The following is a 19799-nucleotide window of genomic DNA, read 5'->3' as shown; positions in this document are numbered from 1 at the left end:
CAGTTGTGGCCGGTTGCGGCCAAACCGCATGCACGGTACGGCTTGTTCGCCTGGTGGGAGCGTTTGGCAAACACGGCCGGAAGCTGCCCCGGACACCTATTGACGAAGGCGTTAAAGGGTTCTTCGGACGGCCGAACAGTGCCTACACTGCATCGCGCCGAGCCGTTCGATTCCCTGTGGCCCGACCACGGGGACGCGGTAGGGCCGAGCCTGCGCACAGCGCCCCACCCCGGTGCCACGCGTACCCGTTTCGGCGTCCGCTCCCACCCCGCCAGGAGACGAAGCAGCGCATGGACACCCCTTTCGCCGCCGTGTTTGTCCCGCTCGCACTCGCTGTGATCATGTTCGGTCTCGGGCTGTCCATGAGCGTCGACGACTTCCGGCGCGTACGGCGGCACCCGCGCGCGGTGGTCGTGGCGCTGTTCTGTCAGTCGCTGCTGCTGCCCGCCGCCTGCTTCGGCCTGGTCATCGCGCTCGGCCTCTCCCCCGTGCTCGCGGTCGGCATGATGCTGCTGGCCGCCTCCCCCGGCGGAACGACCGCGAACCTCTACAGCCACCTCTTCGGCGGCGACGTGGCGCTCAACGTCACGCTCACCGCGCTGAACGCGGTGCTGGCGATCGTGACCATGCCGATAGTCGCCAACCTCTCGCTGCACTACTTCGACCCGGACATCGGCCAGGACGGTGTGGGCCTCCAGTTCGACAAGGTCGTCCCGGTGCTGGTGGTGGTCCTGATCCCGGTCGTGATCGGCCTGCTCGTACGGCGTCGCTCGCCCGCGTGGGCCGCGCGCATGGACACGCCCGTACGCCGTCTGTCGATCCTCGCGCTGGTGGGGATCGTCGTCGGCACGGCCGTCTCGGAGTGGAGCGACATGGGCAGCCACCTCGCCGACGCCGGACCGGCCACGCTGATCTTCTGCGCGCTGAGCCTGGCCGTCGGCTATCTGGTGCCGCGAATGGTGGGCGTCGACAAGCGCCAGGCCATCGCGACCTCCATGGAGATCGGCGTGCACAACAGCGCGGTCGCCATGACCATCGCCATCGCCGTGCTCGGTGATGTGAGCCTGGCCGTGCCCGCCGCCGTCTACGGAGTGCTCTGCTGCCCGGCCGCAGCCGTCGCCGGACTGCTGATCACCCGCTTCGGCAGACCCGCACCCGTCGAAGCCCCCGCTCACACCCCCTGACCCGACCCCGGCGAGGGTCGGCGCTGGGCGCGCGCGTGCGGGCGCGGAGGTGCGGGCGCGGAGGTGCGGGCGTGCGGGCGTGCGGGCGTGCGGGCGTGCAGCAAGGGCGTACGGCGGTCCGTCGGACGGTGAGAGGGGTGCGCTCGCTACGGCGTCGGGGCGAGGTGGGCGGTGTCGCCCAGGGCCGCCAGCCGGCGGTTGTGGAAGAAGTCGTCCTCGTCCAGCGTGGTGATGCTGCCCGCCGGTGCACGGAAGCTCACGTACCCGGCCGACTCGACCGGCATCCGGATCCAGGCCGCCACCACAAAGGTCAACGAACCGCCGTGGGTCACGACGATCTGGTGCTCGCACGGCCGCCGCACGATCTCCTCGGTAGCCGCGTAGACGCGCCGAACCCACTGCTCCTTCGTCTCCGCCCCCTCCACACCCTCGTCGTGGTCCATCCGCTCTCCGTCCGGCGGCGGCGGGACGAAGCGCCGGTCCAGCCACTCCTGCGGACGGCCCTCCGCCACGCCGTACGACTTCTCCCGGAGTCGGCGGTCCAGCGTCGCCCGCACGCCGAACACCCCGGCCACCTCGTCGGCGGTCTGCCGGGTGCGCAGCAGATCCGAGGAGTACAGCTCCACCGCGGCACCGTCCGGGATTCGGGCCCGAAGCTCCCGTGCGGCGGCGGTCGCCGCACGGACTCCCGCCGCCGTCAGCCGGGAGTCGTGCCAGCCGCCGACGACTCCGTCGACGTGGTGCGTCGCCTCGGGGTGGGTGACGACATGGAGAGTCCGCACAAGAACCTGCCTCTGGGAGTGGGCGACGCCCCGGCGTCGGGCGGTGCGTCCCTGGGGGGCAACCAGGAAGCGTACGAGAAGGGCCGGCTACGCGGGGCTCAGGGTGCAGTCGTGCGGCAGAAAGGAACCGAGCCGGCCCTCGCGGTCGCCGTTCTTGAACGCGATGGCTCGGCCGGTCAAGTCGCCGTCGCGCAAACGGAGTTCGAGTCCGAGGCTCGGGCTGTTGAGACGGGCATCGGCGGTCGGGAGCTGGAGGGGTGCGACGGCACGCAGCGCGCAGCGGTCGGTGGCGGTCGCGGGAACCGTCACCGGCGGCAGGTCGCCGAGGCGCAGTCGCACCTGTTGCCCCGCCGTCACGGCGACGCTCAGCGGGACGCTGCCCTCGGCGGTGTCGATCGCACCCGCCCACGCGCCCTCGGCGAGGGCCATCGGGCGCTCGAACTCGGTGACGGGGCTCACCAGTTCGCGGTCGAAGCCGGGTACGAGGTGGGCCATCAGGAGGTCGAGGACGGCGTCGCGGGCGCCTTTTCCGGTGGAGTTGGTGAGTACCGCGACCGACAGCTCGTGCTCCGGGACGTCGACCATCATCGCGGCCACCCCGCCCATGCCACCGCCGTGGCTGTGGACCTCCGGGCCGGGGCCGTACGAGACGATCCGGCCCAGGCCGTAGCCGAGCCGGTCGTTGATCGGCAGGGCGTCGTCGTACGGATCGGCCGCGGCGGAGCCGAGCAGGGAGGAGACGTTGCGGGCGAAGAGCGCGACGTCTCCCGCGGTGGCCCAACCCGCGCCGGCGGCCGGGTGGTTGGTGTGGCAGAGGTCGTAGGCGCGCCCGTCGACGGTGTAGCGACCGGCGACACCGTCCACAGCGGGCCGACCGGTCGTCGGGCTTCCGGGCGTCGGGCTTGCGGGCGTCGGGTTTGCGGGAGCGGGGCCGAAGTGGAAGCCGGTGAGGCCGAGCGGTTCGGCGATCCGCTCGTGCAGCAGGTCCCCGAGGCTCCGTCCCGTCGCGGCCTCCAGCAGACGGCCCAACTCGCGGTAGCCGAGGTTGGAGTACTCGAATCCGGCGCCGGGTCGACGGCGCAGCGCGCGGTATCGGTCGCAGTCGATCGGCAGCGGGCCGGGATCGCGCCGGGCGTCGTAGTGGAAGTCGTAGTACGTCGGGAACCCGCCGCGGTGGCACAGCAGTTGGCGCGCCGTCGGCATCTCCGGCGCCTCGGCGCCCGTGACGGCGCCGGCGCGGGCGGGCCCGGCCGGTACGGGTGAGTCGAGGTCCAACACCCCGTCGGCAGCGGCCAGTTGGACGGCGGTGGCGGTGAACGCCTTGGTGACGGAGGCCAGCCCGTAGACGGTCTCCGGTGTGGCCGGCCGCCGAGCGGCGGTGTCCGCGAAGCCGTACGCGCGGGTGAGCACCAGTTCGTCGCCGCGGGCCACCGCGAGGGAGAGCGAGGCGCAGCCGTGCTCGGCGAGGATCCGGGCGCAGTGTGCGTCCAGACCGCTCGGTTCGTCGCGTGCGTCCGACACCGTGCAGCCACCCCTCGCCGTCCGACTCCTGTGACCAGCACAGTAGTTGAGCGGGCGGAGCCCCCTCGGTCGGTCCCGGCGGAAAGCAGATGCGCGAGGAGCGGTACCGGGTGTGGGATGCCGGTATGACGACAGTGGTGAGCACGCCGGACATCGACGGGACGGCCCGGGTTCTGGAGACCCTCGGCGCATGGCAGCGGGACGGCGACGGGGTGCTGCTGCACCCCGGTGACGTGGGCTGGTTCTGGCGCTTCGGCGCGCAGCGCACCGCGGACGCCCTGCGGGTCTGGCGGGACGGCGAACGGCTGCTGGCGGTGGGGCTGTTGGACGGCCCGGACCTGCTCCGCGCGACCGTCGCACCCGAGCTTCGGCAGGACGAGGAGCTCGCGGTGCGGATGGCGGACGACCTCGCCGAACCGGAGCGCGGCGTACTGCCGGCGGGGCCGGTGTGCCTGGAGGCGCCGGAGGACGCGAGGCTGCGGCAGGTACTGCTGGAGCGGCCGGGTTGGCACACCGACGAGCCGTGGACGCCGTTCTCCCGCGATCTGGCGGAGCCGGTTCCGGAGCCGGGCATCAGGATCGAGGTGGTCGAGGAGGCCGGGGTCGGTCCGCGCGCCGCGGTGCAGCGCGCGGCGTTCGAGAAGTCGACGTTCGACGAGGAGCGTTGGCGGACGATGGCAGCCGGCCCCGCCTACGCCGACGCACGCTGCCTGTTGGCACGCGACGGACAGGGCGCGGCGGTGGCGACGGTGACGGTCTGGTCCGCGGGACCCGGCAGGCCGGGCGTGCTGGAGCCGATGGGCGTGCACCGGGACCACCGGGGCCACGGGTACGGCAGAGCGATCACGCTCGCCGCCCTCGCAGCGCTCCGCGAGCTGGGCGCCTCCAGCGCGCTGGTCTCCACTCCCACCGCCAACGTCGGCGGCGTCGCCACCTATCGTTCGGCGGGCTTCGAAGCGGGGACTCCGGTGCCGGACCTGGCCCGCAGCGCCTGAACCAGCCGCGACGGGAGGGAAGTTGAACGCACCGGGCGCGCCGGGAACGGCGGTGAGCCGGGCGCGCGGCCCGGCGGCAGTCGGCCGACGGCGCGCGACCCGGGCCGCCGGTACCGGCCCCGCCCCGGCCCCGCTCGACCCGACGGCGCGCGCCCCGACGGGCGGGTTAATCGGTGTCGGCGGGGCAGGCGGTGTGCGAGGGTCTGCCGGTGACCGAAGACCGCGACACGCACGTCGCCGCCCGTCCGTCCGAAGCCTCCGAACCGGCCGGACCGCCGCCCGCCCTCGACCTGCTGCGCTGGCAGTTCGAGCTGACCTGGTCGCTCTTCGAGTACCACCTCGAGCTGCTGGAGCCCGAGGACTTCCTCTGGGCACCCACCGTGAACCGCTGGACCGTTCACCGCACCGAGGACGACTCCTGGGTTCCGGACTTCGCTGAGGCCGAGCCCGACCCCGTACCGCTGCCGACCGTCGCGTGGGTGAGCTGGCACATCGGTTGGTGGTGGGGCGTCGCAGCCGACCATGTGCACGGCAGGACCCCGCGCGAGCGCACCGAGGTGGTGTGGCCGGGCCCCGGCGAACCGACGGTCGAGTGGTTGCGCGAGCTGCGCACCGACTGGCTGGACGGGCTGGACGGACTGACGGAGAGCGCACTCGCCGCCACCGCACCGTTCCCCTGGCAGAACGACCCCCGCCACACCGTCGGGCACATGGTGGCCTGGGTGAACGCCGAGCTGATGAAGAACGTCGCCGAGATCGGCGGGCTCCGGATGCAGCGTTCGGCCGACCGGCCCGCCCGGGAGACCGGACAGTCCTGAGCAGCCGGCGGCCGGCTGGCGCCCCAACTGCCCTGCACACACCACCGGTTCACGCCGCACCCGGCACTCCGATCCGACACGCAGCCTCGACGCGCCGGTGCCGGTCGGCCGTGCGGCACCGGCTTGCACCCGTACGGCGTCGCCTCCAACGCCTGCCTCCAACGCCTGCCTGCGACACCGCCCGAGCGTCGTGCCGCACCCGAGCGGGGCGAACGACCGGCAGAGGCGCCCAACAGCGTGCGCGCCAGCCGTAGTTGCTCTGCACGACGTCCGTACCGCGCGGCCAACGGCTCGCAGGGCGACGCCGGCTGTGCCCGCCTGCCGCACTCGACGACCGGGGCCGAAGGACGCGGCCAACGGCCCGCTCTCCGGGTCGGGTTGGCGTCGTCGGCTCGGTGCTGCTCAGCCGCGCGGAGCCGCGGGGAATCCGCCCGCGGGCTCCAACGCCGCAAGCACGCGCAGGATCTGAGCCTCCATCAGTGGCGGCGCGATGATCTGCACCCCCACCGGCAGTCCGTCGACGAGTCCGGCGGGTGCCTGTCCGGCGGGCAGACCGGTCAGATTGTGCGCACAGGCGTGGGTGATGCCGGGACCCATCGCGCGGCCCAGCTCCTCCACCATCGCCATCCCGTCCGGCAGTACGGGCGGGACGCTGGGGACGGTCGGGGTCAGCAGTACGTCGACACCGTCCGACCCCGGCTCCGAACCGGAGGCGACCCCGGCGAAGTGCCGGGTGAACTGGGCCGCCAGCCGCGGGATCAGGTCCATCGCCGCGGCCAGCCAGACGCCCGGCGCCTGCCCGCCCTCGTGCGCGGCGGCGCCGGTGGAGACCCGTACGGTCGGCGCCAGCGCGGCCGGGTCCTCGGCGCGTACGGCCGCCACGTGCTCGGCGAGCAGCGGGTCACCGCCGAGCACCGCGGAACTGCCGAGTCCGGTGGCGAGCAGATCGGGTATGCCGCGGTGGACGGTGAGGATCATCGCCAGCGCCGAGGCGTCGGCGTAGCGCGGCACGCTCACCTCGCGCACCTGCGCGCCGAGCGCGGCCAACTCCCGTGCCCGGGCCAGTACGGCGTCGGCCACGGCCGGGTCGGTCACCTCCGGCGCCAGTGACTCGGTGACGATGCCGACGCGCATACCGGCGACATCGCCGTCCAGCCCGAACGTCCAGTCCCTGGTGGCCAGTTCGGGTCCGCTGCGCAGATCGTGGCCGTCTCCGCCGGACAGCACGGAGGCGACCGCGGCGACGGTGACCACCCGCCGGGAGGCCGCAACCACCCGGTCCTGCACCCCTGTCAGCCCGAGCACTCCCGTCATCGGGATGACGCCGCGGGTGGGCATCAGCGCGGCGAGTCCGCAGCCGGCGGACGGCACCCGGCCCGATCCGGCCTGGTCGACCATGATCGCCGCGTCCACCTCGCCGGCGGCGACCAGCGCCGCCGTACCGCTGCTCGAACCCCACGGGGTGTGGCCGGTGTTCCACGGGTTGAGGACGGGGCCGGCGTGGTTCTGGTCGCCGGTGATGGCGAGGCCGAGGTCGTCGGACCTGCCGATGTGGGTGATGCTCCCGCCGGCCGCGAGCGCCCTGGTCACGACGGTGGCCGAGGTGCGGGCAGCCGGGCCCTCCAGCATCCGCGAGCCGTAGACCAGCGGCACACCGCCGACCCGGATCGAGTCCTTGACCGCCAGCGACAGCCCGTCCAGTGCGCCGCTGCCCGTGGCCGGCACCTGGACGCGGTACTGCGCGGCGTTCCAGGGATCGTCGCCCGGCTTCCTCGGTACGTGCGCCGGCTCGGTGCGCGCCGCCTCCTCCTGCCACCACCGGCCGACCCGCTCGTACAGATCGCCGACCGCGGCGCCGAAGTCGACGGCCGCCTCCGCGGTGCGCGGGTCGAGGCCGAGCCCGTGCTCGCGGGAGTTGGCCTCGACCCGGCTCGGGGTCGGCGGCGTCCAGGTCCAGGAGGGGGAGTCAGTCATAAGCAGCGACTATAACCACGCACCGGCACCGCTCGGGAACGCCGCGTACCGTTCGCGACGAGCCCCAACTCCTTTGTCTCTACAAGGAGTTGGGGGATTCGACGGCGTTGCGCGAAGTTGTCCGCAGGGCGGTGGCGGTGGCCGGCCGAGCGGGTCGGCCGGCCGGACGCGCCAGGCCGCGCCGGGACGCGCCGGGTGGTGTTCGCGCCGGGTCCGGGTCGGGTTCGGCGCCGGGTTCGGGGCCGGGTCAGCCGATCGCGTCGGCGACGATCTCCGCGGCCTCGGCGACCAGTTCGTCCTCGCGCTCGGCGCCTTCGCGGTCCTTGCTGGAGAGCACGGAGATGACGATCGGCTCGCCCTCGTCCGGCCAGGCGACCGCGATGTTGTTGCGGGTGCCGTAGCCGCCCGCGCCGCTCTTGTCGGCCACCTTCCAGCTGTCCGGCACGCCCGCCCGAATGAGGGTGTCACCGGTGATGTTGGTGTGCATCCAGTCGGTGAGCTGCGCGCGGTCGCGCTTGTTCAGGGCGTCGCCGAGCAGCAGTGCGCGCAGGTCGGCGGAGAGCGCGCGTGCGGTGCTGGTGTCGCGCTTGTCGCCCGGTGTGCCGTCGCTCAGACCGGGCTCGTAGCGGTCGATGTTGGTCGTGCGGTCGCCGAGCTCCTCGCGGAGGTGGGACTCGAGGCCCTTCGGACCGCCCAGGGCCTCCTCGAGCAGCAGGTTGACGGCGGTGTTGTCACTCTCCCGGAGGGTCGCGGCGGCGAGCGCGTTCAGCGTCATACCGGTGTCGACGTGCTTCTCGGTCACCGGCGAGTGCTCCACCAGGTCGTCCTCGGTGTAGGTGACCACGCGTTCGCGCTCGGCGGGGCTGTGGGTGGCCAGCAGCGCACCGGCGGCGAGCGATTTGAAGGTGGAGCAGTGGGCGAAACGCTCGTCGGCGCGGTGGGTGATCTCCTCGCCCGTACCGGTGTTGAGCGCGTGCAGCCCGATCCGGGCGTCGAACTTCCGCTCCAGAGCGCGGAGTTCCTTGCTCACGTCGACCGGCGTACGGGTGGTGGAAGCGGTCGGTGCGTCGGCGGCGGTGCGCAGTTCGCTGCGTGCGGCGCCGGCACCCTCGGCGGGCGCGGAGGCGCCGCAGGCGGTGAGCGGGAGCAGTACGAGTGCGGCGAGCGCGGCCCGGCGGGCGGCCGAGCCGGGCGCGGAGAGCAGGGAGGCGGGTCGACCGGGCGACACGGAGCTGGGCATGGCGGAGGAACCTCCTGAGGGGCGGCGGAAGCCCGAGCGGGCTGCGGAATGCGCGCGCACCGGGAAACGCGCGGGTCGATACATCCCGTTGCGGCGGGTTAGCCGTACGGCGACCGGTATGAGGGAGATCCTGCCCGGCGCTTGCCATGCCGTCCAAGCCAGAATCGCGCGGTGTGATGCGGATTCCGCATGGCTGTGGCCGGGCGGGCGCCCCTAGGATGTGGCCATGGATCTGGTGGCCGCCTGCCGCGCCTTCGTGCACGTCAGCGAACGCGGCAGCTTCACTCTCGGCGCCGCCGCCGCGCAGATGTCCCAGTCGGTGGCCAGCCGCCGCGTCGCCGCGCTCGAAGAGCACCTGGGCACACGGCTGTTGGAGCGCTCCCAGCGCCGCACGGTGCTCACCGCCGCCGGGCGGGAGCTGCTGCCCGGCGCGCGGCGCCTGGTCCGCGCCGCCGAGGTGCTGGAGCACGAGGCGCGCGCCGTGGCCGGTCGGCCGCTGCGGCTGGCGGTGCCCGACGGCTGCGGCGCCGCCGCCCTCGCCGGACTGGTCGCCGACGCACGCGCACGCGGCGTACCCCTGCGTCTACTGGTGGCGCCGCCGCCCGAGCGCGCCGAGTCGCTGCACACCCGCGAGGCCCGGGTGGCTCTGCTCGCCGCGCCTGCCGAGGACGCACAGTGGCAGGTGGAGCTGGGCCTGGCCGGCGTCACCGACCCGGGCGTGCGGAAGCTGTACGTCGAGACCCTGCGCCCGCGCCGACGGGACAGCGGGCCGGCCCGGCGCATCTGGCTCCAGCCCGAGGACGACGTACCTCATGTGCGCGACCGGCTGGGCCGGCTCTGCGACGCCCTCGGGCTGCGCCCCGCGCAGTACGCGACCGCCGAAGACCTGCCGGCCGCGGCGGCGGAGGTGTACGGCACCCGCGACCTGCTGCTCTGCTCCTGGCTGGAGGCAGAGGAACTGGGACTGCACTGGCGTCCCCTCGGTGAACTCCCGCTCGCGCGCGGCTATGTGCTCGGCGGCGGCGAGCAGGCGGACGTCGACAGGGTGCACGACCGCCTCGGCGCCGTACTCGCCCGACGCCTGGGCGCCGACGCCCCCGCAGCCGACGCCCCCGCAGCCGCTGCCCCCGCACCCGGCACACCCGAAGCACCCGCCTCGTCCGGCGACACCGCCACCACGACCGCCCGGGCCGACGCACCCGACGCTGCCGCCTCCGCATCCGACACCCCCGCCGAAGCCACGGAAGAGACCCCGCGATGAGCCGCACCACCGAGACCGTCGCCAGTACGACCGCGCTGCTCGCCGAGGCCCGCGCGGAGCTGCACGAGGGCGGGCTCGCCGCCTCCGTGCTCGTGCGCGATCTGCACACCGGCGAGGAGCTGGCGCTCGATCCGGACGTCGAGTACGTCTCGGCGTCCCTGGTGAAGGTGCCGCTGGCCGCGGCCGTGCTGGAGCTGGTCAGACGCGGCGAGCTCGACGGCGGTCAGCCGGTGGAGGTCGAGCCCGGCCGGGCCCGCACACCGGGCCCCACCGGCGTCAGCCGCTTCCTGCACCCGGCGCGCATCGCGCTCGCCGACCTCGTCTATCTGAGCCTGTGCCTCAGCGACAACGCCGCCACCGAGGCGCTGTTCGCGCTCGTTCCGCCCGCCCGGGTGGCCGAGCTGACGGCCGGATTCGGCCTGCGCGGCTTCTCCGTCCGCCACACCATCGACGAGCTCAGCGACACCCCGGCCGAACGCTTCTCCGCCGACGAGAGCCACCTCGCCCACGCCCTCGCCATCGGTTCGGGCACCCGCGGCCGCGGCCACCGGGTGCCACAGCTGGACGTCAGCCACGCCAACTCCTGCACGGCCAGGGCCTGCGCCGATCTCCTCCAGGCACTCTGGAACCCGCCCGCCGACTGTGCGCTGCCGGCCGAAGTGGCGCGTTCGGTGCGGGAGTTGATGGCCCACAACGTACTGCGGCACCGGCTCGCACCGGACTTCGCCGCCGACGCCTCGTCCTGGTCCTCCAAGACCGGGACCCTGCTCAATCTGCGACACGAAATGGGCGTGGTGGAGCACGCCGACGGCCGTGTGCTCGCGGTCGTCGTGCTGACCGAGTCACGGGTGCCCGCCACCCACCAGCCGGCGGCCGAGGCGCTGATGGCAGCCGTCGCCCGCCGCCTCCACGACCATCTGCGGCAACGCTGAACGGAGCGCGGCCCGTTCGGGCCCACTCCCCGCGGGCCCGAGCCGCACGTGCCCGCGGGTACGCGTGTTCGCGGGTACGCGGCACACTCCCCGCCGAGCCGTACGTCCCCGGGCCCGAGCCGTACGTCCCCGGCACGCGACGCGCACCGCCTCGCCGGTCGCGGTCAGCCCAGCCGTTCGCGCAGGTGGACCGTGACGGTCTCACCCGCCTCCTTCCCGATCGCCGCCCGGATCCCCGCCCGCACCGGCAGCTTGTGCCGCCCGTCCCCCAGTGCCATGAACGAGCTGTCGAACGGCTCCGCGTCAACGGTCCCGCGCACTTTCACCCGCCCTCCGGTGCCGAAGAACTCCACCGACTCCGGCCAGACGAGATACGTGTGACCGCCCGGCTCGGTGCTCTTGCGGAGCGTGGCGACGAACTCCACGTCAAGCGGTGTGACGCTCTGCTCCGCTCCGTCCGCGCTCTGTGCGTCCGATCCGCTCGGACTCCGCTGACCAGCCATGACGAACCTCTCCTTCCCGATGCGGCGGGCGCATCGACAACCGTCCCCACAGAGGCGGACCGATCCGCCCCCGGAAACTCATCGCCGAAGTCCGCCCGCCGGCACCCCGCCCGACCCGGGCCGCACCCGGCCGCGGCGCGGCCCGCTGTCGCGAGCCCGTGACGATCCTGCAGCGAAGGAACCGCCTGCGCACCGGCACATGCCTGCTAGCTTTGCTTCGGTTCTGAACGACGACCAAGGAGACGCACGTGCGCAGGTCAGCGCGATTCACCGGGGCAGCCGTCGCGATGGCTGCGGCACTGCTCCTCAGCGGCTGCGGCAGCAGCGACGACGACGGCTCGAAGGACGAGGGCAAGCCGTCCCAGAACGAGTCCCAGGGCACCGACGGCGAGGGCAACGACGACCCGACCGACGCCGCACCCGGCTCGCTCACCGGCATCTGGGCCGCCAAGACCGACGGCAAGGACCTGATCCTCACGGTGGTCGGCGACGGCGCCTCGCTGGTCCACGACGAGAACATCTGCTCCGGCCGCGTCACCGACGACGGCAAGCCGAGCCTCACCCTCAAGTGCCCCAACGGCGGCAACGAGGAGCGCACCAACGGCTCGGTGGAGAGCGTGGACGCCAAGTCCCTGAAGATCGAGTGGAACGGCGGCGCCACCGACACCTTCGCCCGCCAGGCCGACGCACCGTCCGAGATGCCCACCGGCCTCGACGGCCTGGAGGACCTCATCCCCAAGGGCTGACCCGCCCCGCGGTCGCACCGCGAGATTCCGCACGAGGCCCCGCGCGCCCGATCACCCGCTGATCCGAGCGCACGGGGCCTCACGCACGTACACACTCCCGCACGCCCGACGCCCGGCGCCCGCACGCCCGGCGCCTGACGCCGACGCCAACTGCGCCGCACGTACGGCCGGTTGCCACCCCAGGCGGTCAACCACGCCCCGCCGAGGGGGCGTTGCGCACCGAGGGGCGTTGCGCGCACCGGGAGCGCCGGAGCCGGAGCGCCCCGTGGCCCGTCGAGCGGCACGTCGCACGGTCGCTTGGCCGCCGCTGGGCCGTCGCACACCGGCGGACCGTACGGCGCCGCACCGCGGACCGGCGCGCGGACCGTCCCGCCCGCACCCGCCGCCCCGGCACAACACGACCGAGTTCCGACCGTTTGCAGCCGGAGCGGAACCCGTGCCGCCCGCACGGAACGCGGGGCCCGCCCGCACTCGGCCCCAACTCCCCCTGCGCACCGCCCCGTCGAGGATTCACTCCGCCGAACGGTGCGCTTCACCTCACGCTCAACCACCCCCGTGCCCGTACGGGCAGAGTCTGCCCACCGGTCGAACTCCCCCTGGACAAGGCCGAGTCAATCAGCAGACTTGTGCCGACCGACCCTGGCGCCGACCGCGTCCCCCAACCCGGCCCGGGCCAGGGCACGTTGCACAGACAAGAGAACACTGGAGGAAACGGGTGCACTCCCCCCACACCCCCCGCATCTCCCCCGAGCTCCCCAACTCCCCCGCGGGCAGCCCCCGTCGGGCCGGACGCCGCATGGGCCGCGCCGGATTCGTCGGCGCCGCCGCCTTCGCACTGGTCCTCGCCGTGCCGGGCGTCGCCTCCGCCGAACCGCCGGGCAAGCTGCCCGAGCAGGCGAGCGAGTCCGAGCAGAGGTTCCAGCCGGTGTACGACTACGACACCGACGGCTGCTACGCCACCCCCGCCATCGGCCCGGACGGCACCATCGCGCCCGGCCTGGGCATCGGCGGTGACATGAACGGCCAGTGCCGGGACGACTGGGACCTGGACAACGTCAACACCTACTCGCGCGAGAAGTGCAACAACGACTGGTGCGCGATCGTCTACGGCTCGTACTTCGAGAAGGACCAGGCCGCCCACGGCGGCGGCGCCGCGGGGCACCGCCACGACTGGGAGCACGTCGTGGTCTGGGTGCACAACGACGAGGTGCAGTACGTCGCCACCTCCGCCCACGGCGGCTTCGACGTGCACAACCGCGACTCCGTACGGTTCGAAGGGCCGAACCCCAAGATCGTCTACCACAAGGACGGCATCACCACCCACTGCTTCCGCCTGGCCAACGACAACGACGAGCCGCCGGAGAACCACCGCGGCGACTGGCGCCAGCCGGACCTCGTCGGCTGGGACGGCTACCCCGAGGGCCTGCGCGACAAGCTCGTCGAGGCGGACTTCGGCAGCGCCACCCTGGGCATCAAGGACGACACCTTCAACTCCCACCTGGAGAAGGCGATGCCCGACGACATCCCCTTCGATCCCCACGCCTGACCGGTCCCCCCGGACCCCGACCCGGACCCCGCCGCCCCGGAACGGCCCGCCCCGCGCGGGTTCGCTCCGGGGCGGAGCCGTGCCCGCGACCGGCCGCCGACGAGCACCCCGACACCCGCCCCCGACAATCGACTTGAACCTGACGCAGGTGTAGGTCCTAACGTCTTCCATGTCGCCGGAAAACCGACGACAACCACCCATAGGGGATTGTTCAACAAGAACGAGGACATCATGGAGTGGAAGGTCGGCGAGCTCGCCCGGCAGACCGGACTGACCGTCCGCGCGCTGCACCACTACGAGCGGATCGGGCTGCTGGAGCCCTCGGCACGCACCGCGGGGGGCCACCGTCTCTACAGCGAGACGGACGTCGCCCGGCTGTACCGCATCGTCACGCTGCGCGGACTCGGGCTCTCGCTGGAGTCCGTACGCACCGCGCTGGACGGGGAGTTGCCGCTGGCCGACCTGCTGCGCGAGCGACTGGCGCAGGTCGACCAGCAGCTCGACGCCCTGCGGCTGATGCGCAGCCGACTCCTGCTGCTGGCCGACGGCGAACGCGTCCACAACTCCGCCGATCTCCTCGCACTCATGGAAGAGGCGCACACGATGGACCAGAAGATGGGCGAGTACTTCTCCGCCGAGCAGCTGCAGGCGATGCAGGAGCGCCGCAAGGAGGTCGGCGAGGAGGCCGTCGCCGCCGTCGAGCAGGAGTGGCCGGTGCTGATGGCGAAGGTGCAGGCGGAGATCGACGCCGGCACCGACCCGTCCGACCCGCGCGCCCGGGCGCTCGCCTCCCGCTGGATGGAACTGGTCGCCGCGTTCCACGGAGGCGACAGCGGACTGCGCGACTCGCTCTACCGGATGCAGGCCGAGAACGCGGAGGTCCTGGCCCAGAACTACGGCGGCCCCACTCCGCAGATGCTCTCCTTCATCCAGCACGCCCAGGACGCCACCCCCTGACCCCACCCCGGCCGACCGGAACCCACCACCCCGAGACCCGCGCCCCGGGACGCGCGCCCCGGGACCACCGCACACACACCGGCACACGACAACGGGGCCCGGGAGCGTACGCCGTGGCGTACGAACTCCCGGGCCCCGCAGCCGAGTCGGCCCCGACCGTGCCGCGTGCTAGCGGACGAAGACGCCCGCCGTGGAGGCGAGGTCGAGGAAGTACTGCGGCATGATGCCCAGCACCAGGGTGACGACGACGCCGATCGCGATGGCGCCGGTGGTGAGCACCGAGGGAATGGCCACGGTGGGCCCGTCCGGTGCCGGCTCACTGAAGAACATCAGCACGATGATCTTGACGTAGAAGAACGCGGCGATCGCCGAGGAGAGCACACCGACCACGACCAGCGGGGCGGCACCGCCCTCTGCCGCCGCCGCGAAGACGGCGAACTTGCCGACGAAGCCCGAGGTCAGCGGGATACCGGCGAAGGCCAGCAGGAAGATGGCGAAGACCGCGGCCACCAGCGGCGAACGCCGCCCGAGACCCGCCCACTTGGACAGGTGCGTCGCCTCGCCGCCCGCGTCGCGCACCAGCGTGACGACGGCGAAGGCGCCGACCGTGACGAAGGAGTAGGCGAGCAGGTAGAAGAGGACCGAGGAGATGCCCCGGTCGTTCATGGCGACGACGCCGGCGAGGATGAAGCCGGCGTGTGCGATCGAGGAGTACGCCAGCAGGCGCTTCACATCGGTCTGGGTGATCGCGACGACCGCGCCGACCACCATCGACAGGATCGCGACGCCCCACATCACCGGCCGCCAGTCCCAGCTCAGACCCGGCAGCACGACGTAGAGCAGTCGCAGCAGCGCGCCGAAGGCGGCGACCTTGGTGGCCGCGGCCATGAAGCCGGTGACCGGGGTCGGGGCGCCCTGGTAGACGTCCGGCGTCCACATGTGGAACGGCACGGCGCCGACCTTGAAGAGCAGGCCCATCAGGATCATCGCCATGCCTACGAGCAGCAGCACGTCGTTGCTCATCGAGGCGGCGAGCGCCGGGGACGGGCTCTGCACGGTGCCGTCGACGACGTCCGCGATGACGGGGTACTGGACGCTGCCCGCGTAGCCGTAGACCAGCGCGATACCGAAGATCAGGAACGCCGAGGAGAACGCGCCGAGCAGGAAGTACTTGACCGCCGACTCCTGCGAGAGCAGCCGCCGGCGACGGGCCAGCGCGCACAGCAGGTAGAGCGGGAGCGAGAAGACCTCGAGCGCGATGAAGAGCGTCAGCAGGTCGTTCGCCGCCGGGAAGAGCATCATGCCGCCGACCGCGAAGAGCAGCAGCGGGAAGATCTCGGTGGTGGTCCAGCCGGCCTTGATGGCCGCCTGCTCGCCCTCGCCGCCCGGCACCGAGGCCGGCTGGGCCGCGAAGGAGTCCACCCGGGCGCCGTGTGCGACGGGTTCCAGCCTGCGTTCGGCGAAGGTGCCGACGGAGACGAGCGCGACCACCAGGATCACACCCTGGAGGAAGAGCGCGGGGCCGTCGACCGAGAGCGAGCCGATACCGACGACGGCCGCCTTGTCGGTGGCGTAACCGCCGACCGCGAGGCCCACCGTCGTGGCGAAGCCGCAGGCCAACGCCAGTCCGGCCAGGCCCACTTGGAGGTAGTAGCGGGCACTGCGCGGGGCGAATGCCTCGACCAGGATCGCCACCACCGCCGCCCCGAGCACGATCAGGGCCGGGGAGAGCTGGAGGTACTCGATCGAGGGCGCTTCGGCGGCGTGTGTCCACAGGTTGTGGACAGCGCCGTCCGGGCTTGCGTTCAGTGCGCTCACTTGGCCGCCTCCGCGTCCGACTGTGCTGTTTCAGGGTCGGTCTTGCGCACATCCGACATGGTGTGCTCGACCGCCGGGTTGACGATCTCGGTCAGCGGCTTCGGGAAGAGACCGAAGAAGATCAGCATGGCGATCAGCGGTGCCACCACGGCGATTTCGCGGGGCCGCAGGTCCGGCATCTTCGCGATCTCGGGCTTCTCGACCGGCCCGGTCATGGTCCGCTGGTAGAGCAGCAGGACGTAGACGGCGGCCAGCACGATGCCCGCGGTGGCCACGATGCCGGCGACCGGGTAGCGGCTGAAGGTGCCGACCAGCACCAGGAACTCACTGATGAACGGCGCCAGTCCGGGCAGCGACAGGGTCGCCAGACCACCGATCAGGAAGGTGCCGGCGAGCACCGGAGCGGTCTTCTGCACCCCGCCGTAGTCGGCGATCAGACGCGAGCCGCGACGGGAGATCAGGAAGCCCGCCACCAGCATCAGCGCCGCGGTGGAGATGCCGTGGAAGACCATGTACAGCGTCGCACCGCCCTGGCCCTGGCTGGTCATCGCGAAGATGCCGAGCACGATGAAGCCGAAGTGGGAGATGGAGGCGTACGCCACCAGGCGCTTGATGTCGCGCTGGCCGATCGCCAGCAACGCGCCGTAGATGATGCTGATCAGCGCGAGCGCGATCACCGCCGGGGTGGCCCAGGCGCTGGCCTCGGGGAAGAGGCCGAGGCAGAAGCGCAGCATCGCGAAGGTGCCGACCTTGTCGACCACCGCGGTGATCAGCACCGCGACGGGCGAGGTGGACTCCCCCATCGCGTTCGGCAGCCAGGTGTGCAGCGGCCACAGCGGCGCCTTGATCGCGAAGGCGATGAAGAAGCCGAGGAAGAGCATCCGCTCGACGTTGGTGCCCATGGTCAGCTCGCCCGAGGCGCGTGCCTCGGCGATCTGCTGCAACGAGAAGGTGCCCTCGCCGAGTTGGTCGGCGGTGACGACGTACAGCCCGACCACCGCGGCGAGCATCACCAGGCCGCCGGCGAGGTTGTACAGCAGGAACTTGACCGCGGCGTAGCTGCGCTGTTTGGCGCCCTCGTCCTCACCGCGGCTGTGCGCGCGGTCGCCGAAGCCGCCGATGAGGAAGTACATCGGGATCAGCATGGCTTCGAAGAAGACGTAGAAGAGGAAGACGTCGGTCGCGGCGAAGGAGATGATCACCATCGCCTCGACCATCAGGATCAGCGCGAAGAAGCCCTGGGTGGGGCGCCAGCTCCGACCGGTCTTCTCGCCCTCGACCGGATCCGCGTCGTTCCAGCCGGCCGCGATGACGAACGGGATGAGGACGGCGGTCAGCGCGATCATCGCCACGCCGATGCCGTCCACGCCCAGTTCGTAGCGGACGCCGAAGTCGGCGATCCAGGAACGGGACTCGGTGAGCTGGTACCTGTCGCCGCCGGGATCGAAGCGCATCGCCACGACGAGGGCGAGCGCCAGGGTGCCGAGCGAGACGACGAAGGCGACCCACTTGGCGACCGTGCGCCGCGCTGCCGGGACCGCCGCGGTGGCGACCGCGCCCAGTGCCGGCAGCACGGCTGTCGCGGTCAGCAGGGGAAATGACATGTCAGCCATGGATCAGACCGCCCTCATCAGCAGGGTGGCAGCGACGAGCAGTGCCGCACCGCCGAACATCGAGACCGCATAACTGCGGGCGAAGCCGTTCTGCGCCCGCCGCAGCCGCCCGGACAGTCCGCCGTAGAAGGCGGCGGTTCCGTTCACCGCGCCGTCGACGATCTTGTTGTCGACGTAGACCAGGGAACGGGTCAGGTGCTCGCCGCCGCGTACGAGGACCACGTGGTTGAAGTCGTCCTGGAGCAGGTCCCGTCGGGCCGCGCGGGTCAGCAGGCTGCCGCGCGGGGCGATCACCGGGACCGCGGCGCGGCCGTACTGGAACCAGGCCGCACCGACGCCGATGAGCAGCACCACCACGGTCAGTCCGGTGATCACCGGAACGCTCAGCGGCGGGTGCCCGTGCTCGAACCGGGTCACCGGCTCCAGCCAGTTGACGAACGCGTCGCCCCATTTGAAGAGGCCGCCCGCGAAGACCGAGCCGAAGGCCAGCACCACCATCGGGATGACCATCGTCTTCGGCGACTCGTGCGGATGCGGCATGTTGCCCTCCGCGTCGGGCTGCCAGCGCTTCTCGCCGAAGAAGGTCAGCAGCATCACGCGTGTCATGTAGTACGCGGTGATGGCCGCGCCCAGCAGCGTCACCACGCCCAGGATCCAGCCCTGGGTGCCGCCCTTGGCGAAGGCCGCCTCGATGATGGCGTCCTTGGAGAAGAAGCCGGAGAGGCCGGGGAAGCCGATGATGGCCAGGTAGCCGAGGCCGAAGGTGATGAAGGTGACCGGCATGTACTTGCGGAGGCCGCCGTACTTGCGCATGTCGACCTCGTCGTTCATGCCGTGCATGACCGAGCCGGCGCCGAGGAAGAGGCCAGCCTTGAAGAAGCCGTGCGTCACCAGGTGCATGATCGCGAAGGCGTAGCCGATCGGGCCGAGTCCGGCCGCGAGGATCATGTAGCCGATCTGCGACATCGTGGAGCCGGCGAGCGCCTTCTTGATGTCGTCCTTGGCGCAACCGACGATCGCACCGAAGAGCAGCGTCACGGCGCCGACCACGACGACCACGGTCTGGGCGTCGGGCGCGGCGTTGAAGATCGCGCCGGAACGGGTGATCAGGTACACGCCCGCGGTGACCATGGTGGCGGCGTGGATGAGGGCCGAGACCGGGGTCGGGCCCTCCATCGCGTCGCCGAGCCAGGACTGGAGCGGCACCTGGGCGGACTTGCCGCAGGCCGCCAGCAGCAGCATCAGGCCGATGCCGGTCAGCGTGGCCTGGCTCGCGCCGCCGGCCTCGGCGTCTGCGAACACCGGCCCGAAGGCGAAGGTGCCGAACGTCGTGAACATCAGGAAGATCGCGATGGCCAGGCCCGCGTCACCGACGCGGTTGACCACGAACGCCTTCTTGGCCGCGGTCGCCGCGCTCTTCTTGTGCTGCCAGAAGCCGATCAGCAGGTACGAGGCGAGGCCCACGCCCTCCCAACCGACGTACAGCAGCAGGAAGTTGTCCGCCAGGACCAGCACGAGCATGGAGGCGAGGAAGAGGTTCAGGTAGCCGAAGAAACGGCGCCTGCGCTCGTCGTGCTCCATGTAGCCGATCGAGTACAGGTGGATGAGCGTGCCCACACCCGTGATCAGCAGGACGAACGTCATCGACAACTGGTCGAGCTGGAAGGCGATGTCCGCCTGGAACTCGTTGACCGGCACCCAGCTCCACAGGTGCTGGTGCAGGGCCCGGTCGTCGGTGTCCCGGCCGACCATGTCGAAGAAGAGCACCGCGGCGAGCACGAACGAGACCGCGGCCAGCGCGGTGCCGAGCAGATGGCCCGTACGGTTCAAGCGTTGCCCGCCGCACAGCAGTACGGCTGCGCCCAACAGGGGCGCGGCGACGAGCAGTCCGATCAATGACTCCACTGGT

General features: G+C 72.1%; 16 protein-coding genes. 8 read left to right on the top strand and 8 right to left on the bottom strand.

Going from position 1 to position 19799, the window contains the following annotated elements:
* Positions 1 to 290 precede the first annotated feature (290 nt).
* Positions 291 to 1184 (top strand): bile acid:sodium symporter family protein, encoded by an 894-nt coding sequence (locus MTQ01_RS11685; protein ID WP_247489409.1) that lies wholly within the window; start codon positions 291 to 293, stop codon positions 1182 to 1184.
* 146 nt (positions 1185 to 1330) lie between these two features.
* On the opposite strand, the gene MTQ01_RS11680 is transcribed toward MTQ01_RS11685, so the two are convergent.
* Together MTQ01_RS11680 and MTQ01_RS11675 are read right to left on the bottom strand one after the other, a co-directional pair.
* On the bottom strand, positions 1331 to 1966 hold the full coding sequence (locus tag MTQ01_RS11680) for a histidine phosphatase family protein (RefSeq protein ID WP_247489407.1): 636 nt from the start codon (positions 1964 to 1966) through the stop codon (positions 1331 to 1333).
* A gap of 87 nt (positions 1967 to 2053) precedes the next feature.
* Positions 2054 to 3487: a serine hydrolase domain-containing protein gene (locus tag MTQ01_RS11675; RefSeq protein ID WP_247489405.1), complete on the bottom strand. Its 1434-nt coding sequence runs from the start codon at positions 3485 to 3487 to the stop codon at positions 2054 to 2056.
* A gap of 125 nt (positions 3488 to 3612) precedes the next feature.
* Here MTQ01_RS11675 and MTQ01_RS11670 point away from each other — a divergent pair, with 125 nt between their 5' ends.
* Positions 3613 to 4482 carry a GNAT family N-acetyltransferase gene (locus MTQ01_RS11670; RefSeq protein ID WP_247490002.1) on the top strand — a complete coding sequence of 290 codons (870 nt, stop codon included), beginning with the start codon at positions 3613 to 3615 and terminating at the stop codon, positions 4480 to 4482.
* 290 nt (positions 4483 to 4772) lie between these two features.
* Positions 4773 to 5300 (top strand): DinB family protein, encoded by a 528-nt coding sequence (locus tag MTQ01_RS11665; protein WP_247490000.1) that lies wholly within the window; start codon positions 4773 to 4775, stop codon positions 5298 to 5300.
* A 402-nt stretch (positions 5301 to 5702) separates the two neighbouring features.
* On the opposite strand, the gene MTQ01_RS11660 is transcribed toward MTQ01_RS11665, so the two are convergent.
* Positions 5703 to 7274: an amidase family protein gene (locus tag MTQ01_RS11660; RefSeq protein WP_247489403.1), complete on the bottom strand. Its 1572-nt coding sequence runs from the start codon at positions 7272 to 7274 to the stop codon at positions 5703 to 5705.
* Between the two features lie 247 nt (positions 7275 to 7521).
* On the bottom strand, positions 7522 to 8514 hold the full coding sequence (bla, locus tag MTQ01_RS11655) for a class A beta-lactamase (protein WP_247489401.1): 993 nt from the start codon (positions 8512 to 8514) through the stop codon (positions 7522 to 7524).
* 226 nt (positions 8515 to 8740) lie between these two features.
* On the opposite strand from bla, the gene MTQ01_RS11650 reads away from it, so the two are divergent.
* Together MTQ01_RS11650 and MTQ01_RS11645 are read left to right on the top strand one after the other, a co-directional pair.
* Complete coding sequence (locus tag MTQ01_RS11650; RefSeq protein WP_247489399.1) at positions 8741 to 9775, top strand: LysR family transcriptional regulator; 1035 nt, start codon at positions 8741 to 8743, stop codon at positions 9773 to 9775.
* On the top strand, positions 9772 to 10707 hold the full coding sequence (locus MTQ01_RS11645) for a serine hydrolase (protein WP_247489397.1): 936 nt from the start codon (positions 9772 to 9774) through the stop codon (positions 10705 to 10707). Before MTQ01_RS11650 ends, MTQ01_RS11645 begins: the two co-directional genes overlap by 4 nt.
* Before the next feature lie 164 nt (positions 10708 to 10871).
* Here the strand turns inward: MTQ01_RS11645 and MTQ01_RS11640 are convergent, their stop codons facing one another.
* Positions 10872 to 11210: a DUF1905 domain-containing protein gene (locus MTQ01_RS11640; protein WP_282613563.1), complete on the bottom strand. Its 339-nt coding sequence runs from the start codon at positions 11208 to 11210 to the stop codon at positions 10872 to 10874.
* A 248-nt stretch (positions 11211 to 11458) separates the two neighbouring features.
* Between MTQ01_RS11640 and MTQ01_RS11635 the strand changes: the two genes are divergently transcribed.
* From MTQ01_RS11635 to MTQ01_RS11625, 3 genes are all read left to right on the top strand, one after another.
* A complete protein-coding gene (locus tag MTQ01_RS11635; RefSeq protein WP_247489394.1) occupies positions 11459 to 11956 on the top strand; it encodes a hypothetical protein in 498 nt (165 codons plus the stop codon).
* A 796-nt stretch (positions 11957 to 12752) separates the two neighbouring features.
* Entirely contained in the window at positions 12753 to 13502 is a 750-nt protein-coding gene (locus MTQ01_RS11630) for an NPP1 family protein (protein ID WP_247489996.1), read from the top strand.
* A 207-nt stretch (positions 13503 to 13709) separates the two neighbouring features.
* Positions 13710 to 14459, top strand: coding sequence for a MerR family transcriptional regulator (locus MTQ01_RS11625; RefSeq protein WP_247489392.1), 750 nt, complete (start codon positions 13710 to 13712; stop codon positions 14457 to 14459).
* A gap of 168 nt (positions 14460 to 14627) precedes the next feature.
* Here MTQ01_RS11625 and nuoN read toward each other — a convergent pair whose 3' ends face one another.
* Genes nuoN through nuoL form a run of 3 tightly spaced genes read right to left on the bottom strand, consistent with a single transcriptional unit; the run spans position 14628 to position 19795 of the window.
* Entirely contained in the window at positions 14628 to 16277 is a 1650-nt protein-coding gene (gene nuoN / locus MTQ01_RS11620; RefSeq protein WP_374207707.1) for an NADH-quinone oxidoreductase subunit NuoN, read from the bottom strand.
* Entirely contained in the window at positions 16274 to 17881 is a 1608-nt protein-coding gene (locus MTQ01_RS11615; RefSeq protein WP_247489992.1) for an NADH-quinone oxidoreductase subunit M, read from the bottom strand. Before MTQ01_RS11615 ends, nuoN begins: the two co-directional genes overlap by 4 nt.
* Positions 17882 to 17893: 12 nt before the next feature.
* Positions 17894 to 19795, bottom strand: a complete 1902-nt coding sequence (nuoL, locus tag MTQ01_RS11610; RefSeq protein WP_247489389.1) for an NADH-quinone oxidoreductase subunit L — start codon at positions 19793 to 19795, stop codon at positions 17894 to 17896.
* Between the last annotated feature and the right edge of the window lie 4 nt (positions 19796 to 19799).

It is taken from the genome of Streptomyces sp. XM4193 (genome assembly GCF_023072595.1).
Classification (GTDB): Bacteria; Actinomycetota; Actinomycetes; order Streptomycetales; family Streptomycetaceae; genus Streptomyces.
Note: the sequence above shows the minus strand (reverse complement) of the source record. Positions and strands in the feature narration are given on the sequence as shown.

Excerpts from the sequence above, each read along its gene's own strand:
- MTQ01_RS11645 (WP_247489397.1), top strand. The coding sequence starts at position 9,772 with ATGAGCCGCACCACCGAGACCGTCGCCAGTACGACCGCGCTGCTCGCC.
- MTQ01_RS11660 (WP_247489403.1), bottom strand. The coding sequence starts at position 7,274 with ATGACTGACTCCCCCTCCTGGACCTGGACGCCGCCGACCCCGAGCCGG.
- MTQ01_RS11630 (WP_247489996.1), top strand. The coding sequence starts at position 12,753 with ATGGGCCGCGCCGGATTCGTCGGCGCCGCCGCCTTCGCACTGGTCCTC.
- MTQ01_RS11670 (WP_247490002.1), top strand. The coding sequence starts at position 3,613 with ATGACGACAGTGGTGAGCACGCCGGACATCGACGGGACGGCCCGGGTT.
- MTQ01_RS11650 (WP_247489399.1), top strand. The coding sequence starts at position 8,741 with ATGGATCTGGTGGCCGCCTGCCGCGCCTTCGTGCACGTCAGCGAACGC.
- MTQ01_RS11685 (WP_247489409.1), top strand. The coding sequence starts at position 291 with ATGGACACCCCTTTCGCCGCCGTGTTTGTCCCGCTCGCACTCGCTGTG.
- MTQ01_RS11640 (WP_282613563.1), bottom strand. The coding sequence starts at position 11,210 with ATGGCTGGTCAGCGGAGTCCGAGCGGATCGGACGCACAGAGCGCGGAC.
- bla (WP_247489401.1), bottom strand. The coding sequence starts at position 8,514 with ATGCCCAGCTCCGTGTCGCCCGGTCGACCCGCCTCCCTGCTCTCCGCG.
- MTQ01_RS11615 (WP_247489992.1), bottom strand. The coding sequence starts at position 17,881 with ATGTCATTTCCCCTGCTGACCGCGACAGCCGTGCTGCCGGCACTGGGC.